General features: G+C 45.2%; 5 protein-coding genes. All 5 read left to right on the top strand.

From position 1 onward, the window contains the following. Nucleotides 1-233 precede the first annotated feature (233 nt). The 5 genes from ACYTXL_RS30335 (at nucleotide 234) to ACYTXL_RS30315 (ending at nucleotide 9,552) form a co-directional block, all read left to right on the top strand. The gene (locus ACYTXL_RS30335; protein WP_461927879.1) at nucleotides 234-1,757 is read left to right on the top strand and encodes an efflux RND transporter periplasmic adaptor subunit; all 1,524 of its coding nucleotides are present in this window, start codon (nucleotides 234-236) and stop codon (nucleotides 1,755-1,757) included. Continuing rightward, nucleotides 1,754-4,876, top strand: coding sequence for an efflux RND transporter permease subunit (locus ACYTXL_RS30330; protein WP_461927878.1), 3,123 nt, complete (start codon nucleotides 1,754-1,756; stop codon nucleotides 4,874-4,876). Before ACYTXL_RS30335 ends, ACYTXL_RS30330 begins: the two co-directional genes overlap by 4 nt. A 206-nt stretch (nucleotides 4,877-5,082) precedes the next feature. Next, complete coding sequence (locus ACYTXL_RS30325; protein WP_461927877.1) at nucleotides 5,083-5,244, top strand: hypothetical protein; 162 nt, start codon at nucleotides 5,083-5,085, stop codon at nucleotides 5,242-5,244. A gap of 128 nt (nucleotides 5,245-5,372) precedes the next feature. Further along, on the top strand, nucleotides 5,373-6,353 hold the full coding sequence (locus ACYTXL_RS30320) for a HEAT repeat domain-containing protein (RefSeq protein ID WP_461927876.1): 981 nt from the start codon (nucleotides 5,373-5,375) through the stop codon (nucleotides 6,351-6,353). Between the two features lie 61 nt (nucleotides 6,354-6,414). Beyond that, complete coding sequence (locus ACYTXL_RS30315) at nucleotides 6,415-9,552, top strand: efflux RND transporter permease subunit (protein ID WP_461927875.1); 3,138 nt, start codon at nucleotides 6,415-6,417, stop codon at nucleotides 9,550-9,552. The last annotated feature ends 292 nt before the right edge of the window (nucleotides 9,553-9,844 follow it).

The raw sequence follows: 9,844 nt of genomic DNA, 5'->3' as shown, positions 1-9,844 counted from the left end.
CGAGAAAGCGGGGTTTTTGAAATGAGGACACTGATAGGCAAAGTTAGCCCTGTTCGGCACAAGTACTGTCAGTCAATTCACCGTAACGATGGATATATGTATGCGTTTTCCACAAATGTCCACTGATTCAGCATTAGAGGTATAGCGATCGCAAATGAAATTGGTAGCAGCGGGAGTTAAGGGAGTTAAGGATTTGGCTGTTTTTCATCAACTAAAATCCATTGGAGGTTCTGATGAACCATGAAATTTCTAACGAGAGTTTAACCCAGAAGAGTATGGAACCGAAGCTCCCGCGATCGCCAAGAAAGATTATTTTGGTAATTTTGGGCGTGATGGTGCTGGCTGGGCTGGTTTTTCTTGGTATCCATGCGGGTGCAGCCAAGACAGACAAAACTGGAAAAGCTGGGCGTAATAAGCAGCAAGTGACACCTGTAACCGTGGCAATGGTGACACAAAAAACGGTTCCAATCCAATTGCAGGCGATCGGCAATGTGCAATCGGGTTCTACGGTATCGATTACCCCCGAAGCCACTGGACGGATCATTGGAGTTTATTTCAAGAAAGGTCAAGATGTGAAAAAGGGACAACTTTTGTTTACCCTGGATGACCGATCGCAAACTGCTGCAATCCAGCAAGCTGAAGGAATTGTCGCGAAAGACCAAGCCGCGGTACAACAAGCTAGAGATGGATTAACTAGAGACTTGGGTCAGGTAGACCAAGCCAGGGCGACCTTAATTAAAGACCTAGCCTCTGTGCGACAAGCTCAGGCGACTGTGGGGAAGGATCAAGCACAAGTAGATTTTGCCCAGGGACAGAGCGATCGCTATGGTGCATTGTACAAGAAGGGTGCGATCAGTTTAGATACAGCACAGCAATACGTTGCCAATATCCGCACAGCTCAAGCAACCCTACAAGCAGATCGAGAAGCGATCGCTAATGTTCAGGCTGTTTTGAAAAGCGATCGAGTGGCGCTGGCTAATGCCGGCGCAGTTGTCAAGGGCGATCAAGCTGCGATCGCTAATGCTCAAGCCGTTGTCCGTTCCGACCAAGGAGCATTGGACAATACCAAAGTGCAATTATCTTACGCCAAAATTTATGCGCCGATTGATGGTCGCGCAGGCAATATTTTGGTGACTCAGGGCAATGTGGTACAAGCTAACAGCACGACTCCACTTGTTACCCTGACCCAAATTCGCCCGATTCAAGTTGCTTTTTCCATTCCCGAAACAAATCTGCCCCAGGTACAAAAGTATATGCAGAATGGCAAGCTGAAGGTAGATGTAACGTTCCCCGATAATCAAGCTCATCCTTTACCAGGTACTTTGACATTTGTCAATAATACGGTTGATAACACCACGGGAACAATTCAACTGATTGGCGACTTTGACAACACGCAGGGACATTTGTTTCCCGGTCAATTTGTGAACGCAACGCTAACGCTGACCGAAGAACCGAATGCAACGGTTGTTCCTTCGCAAGCTGTACAGAATGGCCCAGATGGACAGTTTGTTTTTGTAGTTAAGCCCGATATGACGGTGGAAAATGTTCCAGTTACAGTTAGCAGTAGCATTGATGGGCTAGATGTGGTTCAGAAAGGACCGCAACCAGGCGATAAAATTGTCACCGATGGTCAAGCGAATCTCGTTTCCGGTAGCAAAATCCGCATCAAAACAGCCGGCAATAACTCAAATGCAGGTGGGAATTCCTCGAAGTCAAGAAGAAATCATGCCCCGAATTCCGGCGGAGGTGATTCATGAACCTCTCAGAGCCATTTATCCGCCGCCCGATCATGACGACTCTGGTAATGGCGGCGATTTTGATCTTCGGTTTCATGAGTTATCGTTTGCTGCCAATCAGTGATTTACCAAGTGTGGATTATCCCACAATTCAGGTAAGTGCCGCCCGACCGGGAGCCAGCCCCGAAACGATGGCAGCATCAGTTGCTCGTCCCCTAGAGAAGCAATTTTCCAGCATTGCGGGACTCGATTCGCTCAACTCAACTAGCACTTTGGGACAGACTCAAATTACGCTGCAATTTAACCTGAGTCGGAATATTGATGACGCGGCGCAGGATGTGCAAGCAGCAATATCAGGAGCAGCGGGGCAAATTGCGACGGATTTACCCAATCCTCCCACTTATAGCAAGGTTAACCCCGCCGATCAACCGATTCTCTACCTTTATCTAGATTCTCCGACTCTGCCCCTTTCCCAAGTAGACAATTATGCCGAGACTTATTTGGCGCAAAAGCTATCTACAATCAATGGGGTGGCACAAGTAGCTGTCTACGGTTCCCAAAAGTATGCGGCTCGAATTCAACTTGATCCGCAGCAATTGGCAACGCGGCAAATTGGGCTAGATCAGGTAGCGACGGCGATTCAACAGGGTAACGTCGATTTACCTACCGGCAGTCTTTCGGGAAATCACAAAAATTTTACAGTCCAAACTAACGGGCAACTCCAGGATGCGGCTGCTTATCGTCAGTTGATTGTGTCTTACAAAGATGGAATGCCCATCTATCTCAATCAACTGGGGCGGATTCTTGACAGTGTAGAAAATGACAAGCTAGCAAGCTGGTACAACAACACCCGCGCGATTATTCTCACCATTCAAAGACAGCCCGGAACCAATACGGTGCAAGTTGTAGACACGATTAAGAAATTGCTCCCGAATTTGCGAGAGCAGATTCCGACATCCGTGGAAATTGGGATTCTCTATGATGCGTCTCAGTCAATTCGAGATTCAGTAGATGATGTCAGATTTACGTTGATTCTGACGATCGCTCTAGTTATCTTAGTAATCTTCCTCTTTTTGCGGAACCTCTCGGCCACGGTAATTCCCAGTTTGGCATTACCCGTTTCGCTGATTGGCACCTTTGCAGTGATGTATTTGCTGCACTACTCACTAGACAACCTGTCGCTGATGGCGTTGACCCTTTCCGTGGGCTTCGTAGTCGATGATGCGATCGTCATGCTGGAAAATATCGTCCGTCACATGGAAATGGGGGAACCTCCACTAGAAGCGGCGTTGAATGGGTCGAGAGAAATTGGTTTCACCATCCTATCAATGACCCTTTCCTTAGTTGCAGTCTTCATCCCGATGTTGTTCATGAGTGGAGTCCTGGGACGATTATTTCATGAATTTGCGGTGACGATCGCAGTGGCAATTCTCGTATCTGGTTTTGTGTCTTTGAGTCTGACTCCGATGTTGTGCAGTCGTTTTCTGCGTCCGGTGGATCATGCCCATCAAAGTCGGTTATATCAAGCTTCCGAATATGTATTCGATCGCTTCCTCGGTCTGTACGATTGGAGTCTCAAAAAAGTCTTAAAATATCATCGCACCACGATGATTTTATCTGGCTTTCTATTAATAGTCACAGTTGGGCTATTGGTGATCGTTCCCAAAGGCTTTATTCCTAGCGAAGATACCGGACAAATTACAGGCATTACCCAAGCAGCTCAGGATGCATCCTTTGATAATCTTGTCCAGCATCAGCAGACAGTTGCTAACCTGATCCGCCAAGACCCGAATGTGGATGCAGTCAACTCCAATATTGGGGCGGGAGCGAGTGGAAGTGGCGGTGGGGCAGCAGTTGCAGCCAATTCTGGTAGTTTGTTTATTCGGTTAAAACCGCGATCGCAACGCCAACTTAGTGCCGACGAAATCGTGCAAAATTTGCGAATCAAACTCGCCACTGTTCCGGGCATCCAAGTATTCTTACAAAATCCCCCAGCGATTCCCATTGGCGCTCAACAAAGCACGGGACTTTATCAACTTGCGCTCCAGAGTTCTGATGTCAAACCCTTGCAGCAGTATGTTCCCCAACTTGTTCTCAAGATGAAGACCTTGACAGAACTCCAGGATGTGAACAGCGATTTACAGTTTGCTTCTAAGATTCAAATTGACATTGACCGCGATAAAGCCTCAACTTATGGGATTACCGCCGATCAAATCGAAAGTACCTTGAGAAGTGCCTACGGTTCCTACCAAGTGTCAACCATCTATGCAGCGACCAATGAATATCAAGTGATTCTGGAATTAGCGCCCCAGTATCAGGAGGATATCAATGCTTTGTTGACATTATACATTAACTCCAGCACAGGAGTAGCAGTTCCTCTGAAGACATTCGCCAAACTATCTCAGGGAGTCAGCCCGTTAATGGTCAATCATAACGGTCGGATGAACGCCGCCACCATTTCCTTTAACCTCGCCCCCGGTGTGTCTTTGGGAAATGCTAACCAAGAGATTGATAAACTGATTAATCAGGTGATTCCTGCGAGTATTACCACGAACTTTCAGGGCGCAAGTCAGGTATTTCAAAGTTCGCTGCCGAGTTTGGGTTTATTGTTAGCGATCGCAGTTTTAGTAATTTATCTGATCCTGGGTGTTCTCTATGAGGATTTCATTCACCCGATTACAATTCTTTCCGGTTTGCCTTCAGCAGGTTTCGGCGCATTGTTAACGCTGATCATATTCCATGTCGAACTGAATGTTTACTCCTTCATCGGCATAATTCTTTTGGTGGGCATCGTTAAGAAAAACGGGATCATGATGGTAGATTTTGCCATTGAAGCCCAGCGAAATGAAGGGAAAAAGCCCTCTGAAGCGATTTATCAAGCCTGTTTGGTGCGCTTCCGCCCGATTATGATGACGACGATGGCAGCATTAATGGGAACTTTACCGATCGCGATCGGATTTGGGGCTGGTTCTGAATCCCGCCGTCCTCTAGGGATTGCAGTTGTGGGCGGACTGGTGTTTTCTCAGATATTGACCCTGTATTTAACTCCTGTGTTCTTTATATATATGGAATCGTGGCGGAAAAAGCTCAGTCAAGTTAAGTTCCGGCGGGTGTTTTCATTTTCAGGCGGGCGCTCGTGATATTCAACAAGCAACATCAGTATTTTACCTATGCTCGATTTAACATCAATTCTCCAAAGGAAGGCTACAAATTAAAATGATTCGTAATTACGAAATAGCAACACACTAAAATTTAGATATTAGCGTTTTTGGAATAATTACACGATGACTTTAGTACTAGAACAAGAAAATCTACCCTTCTAATCCTCACTCATGACCGGGCAACGATGCCAGATTTCGCTTACAAGCGATTGCCGAAGGGAGAGCAAATGTTGGGTTTGTTCGTAGTGAATGATCGGATGCCGATTAGGGCAATTAACGAATTGCTGCTACTAGTTAATTACAGCGATCAATCTGAATGGAAGGGGATTGTTTTATATTTGCCCTGATGAAATATAAACTTTAAATCTAGTTACGCTTTCAACTAACGCACCTCAACAATTCAAAGTACCTTAGCCTATGCCATAACACAACTTACTTCTGATTTTCTCAATTACGAATTACAAATTAAACACTTATGTCAGATATTAAAGATGCATTAGACCGAATTAATTACTGGTTTAAAGAAAATCATCCAGCAAAGATTGCATCATTGGCATCAGGTATAAGTCCATTAGAAATAGATAATGTGTTGAGTACTCTATCTTTTAAAGTATCCCAAGAAGTTAGGGAAATTTATGAATGGTCAAATGGATATCCAAAATATGATTGTGCAGATGATTGGATATTTTCTTATATGTTCCTTTTAAGTTTAGAGTCAGCAGCGAAAGAGGCTCAAACTTGGGTAGAGGAACATGAAGAAATAGCCCTGATGTATAAGTATGCAGGTAAACCTGTCTTCCCAATCTGCATGTCAGATATTGAGTTTTTAGCAGTTGCCGCAACGGATGATGAACAAACAACTTCTCCTGTAATTCATATCTCTGAAATTGCCGAAATTTCACTGCAATATACCAATTTAACAGCGATGATGTTGACTCTAGCAGAATCTTACGAGACTGGGGGATTGTTCATCGATCGTAAAGGTTATATAGAGAAAGATGAGAAAAAGTATGCTGCTGCATATCGAAAATACAACTCAGGAATTACAGACTTAGCTCTCGAAAGATTTCTGAAAATATTTCCTGAAGATTCCTCTTGGAAACCCGTACAACTACTTCATGAGGACCTATATATGAGCAATAGCTATGGAATAGAAATGCCACTAAGTAGCCTGAAAACTAAAGTAGTTAATACTCTTGTTAATCTGCTACAAGACGAAAAATATGATTCCGGCTTTTCTGTAGTATTAGTACTCGAAGAACTTCGAGCAGTAGATGCCTTAATTCAAGGACTTAAACACCCTAGCAAATGGGTTCGGAGTCGGGCAGCGTTTGCTTTAGGAAAAATCAAAGCATTTGAGGCTGTGGAGTTTGTATCGCAGCTTTTAGAAGATCCAGATCCGGTTGTTCAAGAAGCAGTGAAGGAGGCGTTAGAGATGTTTAGAAATCAGAGATAGAGCGGTTGCACCCATCACACGTTTATCAAACTCACGTTGAAATTATATATATTTCAAACCCATGAACCTTTCAGAACTCTTCATCCGTCGTCCAGTCATGACCACCTTGGTGATGATGGCTATCCTCATCTTCGGTCTGATGAGTTATGTATTATTACCCATCAGTGCGCTGCCCAACGTTGAATATCCTTTTATTTCTGTCTCTGCTAGTCTCCCTGGTGCCACACCCGAAACAATGGCATCTTCGGTCGCCGCACCCCTAGAAAGACAGTTTACCGAAATTGCCGGACTCAATTCATTCAATTCCACCAGTTCAACTGGTAGCACCAATATCTCCCTACAATTTGACTTTAGCCGCAGAGTGGAGGATGCCGCCAAAGATGTGCAGGGGGCTATCTCAGCAGCAGCAGGACAACTGCCCGCCGGAATGCCTCACCCGCCCACCTACCGCAAAGTCAACCCATCTGTCTCACCAGTTCTCTACCTCTATATGTATTCTGAGACACAGCCAATCTCGACAGTAGATGAATACGCAGAGGTAACAGTTGGTCAGCCAATCTCGATGATTGATGGTGTTGCTCAGGTACAGGTCTATGGTCAACAGCAATATGCAGTCCGCGTCCAGCTTGACCCGCGAGAGTTGGCATCGACGGGAATTGGTCTAACTCAGGTGAAAACTGCAATTCAACAGGGAAATGTTGATTTGCCAACCGGCAGTCTCTCTGACGCTTACAAAAATTATACGATTCAGGCGAATGGTCAACTCACCGACGCTGCCGGCTACCGCCAGCTAATTGTAACTTACAAAAATGGTGCGCCCGTGCGCCTCCAGGATTTGGGGCAGGTAATTGACAGTGAACAAAACGTCAAAGTCTCAAATTTGTATAGCGATCGCAAGGTGACAAACCGCCATTCTGTTGTTCTCGCTGTGCAGCCACAGCCGGGTGCTAATACGGTAAATATTGTTGATGCCATCAATGAACTTTTACCTACGCTCCGCGAACAAGTTCCCAAATCCATTGAGATGGGGATTATGTACGATCGCTCCCAAACCATCCGCGCCTCTGTCAACGATGTAAAGTTTACCTTGCTTCTCTCGATTTGTCTAGTTATCTTGGTGATTTTCTTATTCTTGCGTGATGTCACTGCGACGCTGATTCCCAGTTTGGCGCTACCTGTAGCGATCATTGGCACTTTTGCCGTGATGTATCTGTCGGGCTTCTCCCTAGACAACATTTCACTCATGGCGTTGACCCTCTCCGTGGGCTTTGTCGTGGATGATGCGATCGTGGTGTTGGAAAATGTCGTCCGTTATCGGGAAATGGGGGAATCTCCCCTAGACGCAGCATTGAAGGGATCAAAGGAAATCAGTTTCACCATTTTGTCAATGACCCTTTCCCTAGTGGCAGTGTTCATCCCGATCATGTTTATGAGTGGAATAATCGGTAAATTATTTCATGAATTTGCCGTAACGATCGCAGTGGCAATTTTGGTTTCGGGTTTTGTTTCCCTCAGTCTCACCCCCATGTTGTGCAGTCGTTTCTTAAGTTCATCCCATCAACAAAGACCAAATCGGCTCTATCAAGTTTTAGAAGGGGGATTTGATTTCCTACTGCGGGGATATGATTGGACGCTCAAGCCTGTTTTAAAATTCCGCCTGATGACGCTAATTGGTTCTGGCATTCTGCTGCTAATGACCATCTATCTGTTCGTCATCGTTCCCAAAGGATTTATTCCTACGGAAGACACCGGACAACTAATGGCGAATACGAAAGCCGCGCAAGATATTTCTTTTGATGATATGCTGCGTCACCAGCAAACGGTTGTTGATATCATTCGTAAAGACCCCAACATTGAAGCAGTTGACTCAATTGTGGGTGCAAGTGGCCCGAACGGTTCAGTCAACGGTGGGCGAATTACCATTCGGCTAAAACCACGTGATCAACGTCAACTCAGTGCTGACCAAATCATTCAAGAACTAACCCCCAAGTTGAGACGTACAACTGGAATTAAGACATTCCTCCGCTCTCCGCCAGCTATTCCCATCGGTGGTCAACAAACTAATTCTACTTATCAGTTCACCTTGCAGAGCTTAAATTTGCAAGACCTGCGTCAATACGTTCCTAAACTTGTGGATAAAGTCAAAACCCTACCAGGACTCCGGGACATTGACAGCGATTTACAACTCAGCACTCCCCAAATCCAAGTCCAAGTTGACCACAACAAAGCCGCAACTTTGGGGATTACAGCAGAACAAGTTGAACAAACCCTCAGCGCCGCTTATGGTTCCAGCCAAATTTCTACTATTTATACCCCAAATGACCAATTTTATGTAATCTTAGAAGTGAAACCGGAGTTTCAGCGAGATCCCAGCGCCCTCTCGCTGCTATATGTGCAATCGAGTACTGGCAAACAGGTTCCCCTAAGTGCGATCGCTAATATTACCCAGAATGTCGGACCACTTACCGTTGCTCACGTTGCTCAACTCCCCTCTTCGACTATCTCTTTTGACATCCTACCAGGAACGTCTCTAAGTCAGGCTACAGATGCCATCAAGCAAGCAGCTAGTGAGATGCTACCCTCAACAATTACCCCCAGTTTTCAGGGTTCAGCCCAAACTTTTCAACAGTCCTTCAACGATTTAGGGGCGCTGTTGTTGGTGTCTATTGTAGTAATTTATCTGATTCTTGGTATCCTTTATGAGGATTTCATTCACCCAATCACCATTCTTTCTGGTTTACCTTCGGCGGGTTTTGGCGCATTACTGACGCTGCTGATTTTCCAGGTTGATTTAAATCTTTACTCTTTTATCGGCATCATTTTGCTAGTGGGCATTGTCAAGAAAAACGGGATTATGCTGGTAGACTTTGCAATTGAAGCGCAGCGAAAGGAAGGGAAAAATTCCTTTGATGCCATCTATGCCGCTTGCTTAACTCGCTTCCGCCCGATTATGATGACGACGATGGCAGCTTTAATTGGGACATTGCCCATTGCTTTGGGGACGGGGGTAGGTTCAGAAGCGCGTCGTCCTCTGGGGATTGCGATCGTTGGGGGATTGTTGTTTTCTCAGATATTGACTCTCTATCTGACTCCAGTGTTTTACATTTACATGGAGGGATTGCGGAAAAACCTGGGCCAACCTAAGTTTAAGTTTTCCCGCTTTTTCTTCAAAAAACCCAAGGTTCGCGGAGAATACTGATTTTAAAAATCGCTTACAACCTACTTCAATAACCAAAGGCGGGCAAGACTTCGGCGTGAGCGCTCAGTCGAACGCTGCCCACCCCACAAGTAGTAGTAATTTATTTCTTGGAAAACCCTGAACCAGTTTTTCGATCTTGGTAATTATTTGAGATACTTTTTGAGCAAGAGCGATCACTCTTGCTCAGTAATTTACCGTAGTTGAGGTGTAAACTAAACGTTACTGTGGGTTAGTTCATTTTTGGAAGCTCCCATACTCTAATTCTTTGAGGTTCACGGGACGATGTATCGCT

Source organism: Nostoc sp. (genome assembly GCF_054880495.1).
This window is presented reverse-complemented; position numbering and strand designations above follow the sequence as displayed.

What these genes read in the sequence shown, in the direction of transcription:
- ACYTXL_RS30335 (WP_461927879.1), top strand. Translation starts at nt 234, where the DNA reads ATGAACCATGAAATTTCTAACGAGAGTTTAACCCAGAAGAGTATGGAA.
- ACYTXL_RS30320 (WP_461927876.1), top strand. Translation starts at nt 5,373, where the DNA reads ATGTCAGATATTAAAGATGCATTAGACCGAATTAATTACTGGTTTAAA.
- ACYTXL_RS30325 (WP_461927877.1), top strand. Translation starts at nt 5,083, where the DNA reads ATGCCAGATTTCGCTTACAAGCGATTGCCGAAGGGAGAGCAAATGTTG.
- ACYTXL_RS30330 (WP_461927878.1), top strand. Translation starts at nt 1,754, where the DNA reads ATGAACCTCTCAGAGCCATTTATCCGCCGCCCGATCATGACGACTCTG.
- ACYTXL_RS30315 (WP_461927875.1), top strand. Translation starts at nt 6,415, where the DNA reads ATGAACCTTTCAGAACTCTTCATCCGTCGTCCAGTCATGACCACCTTG.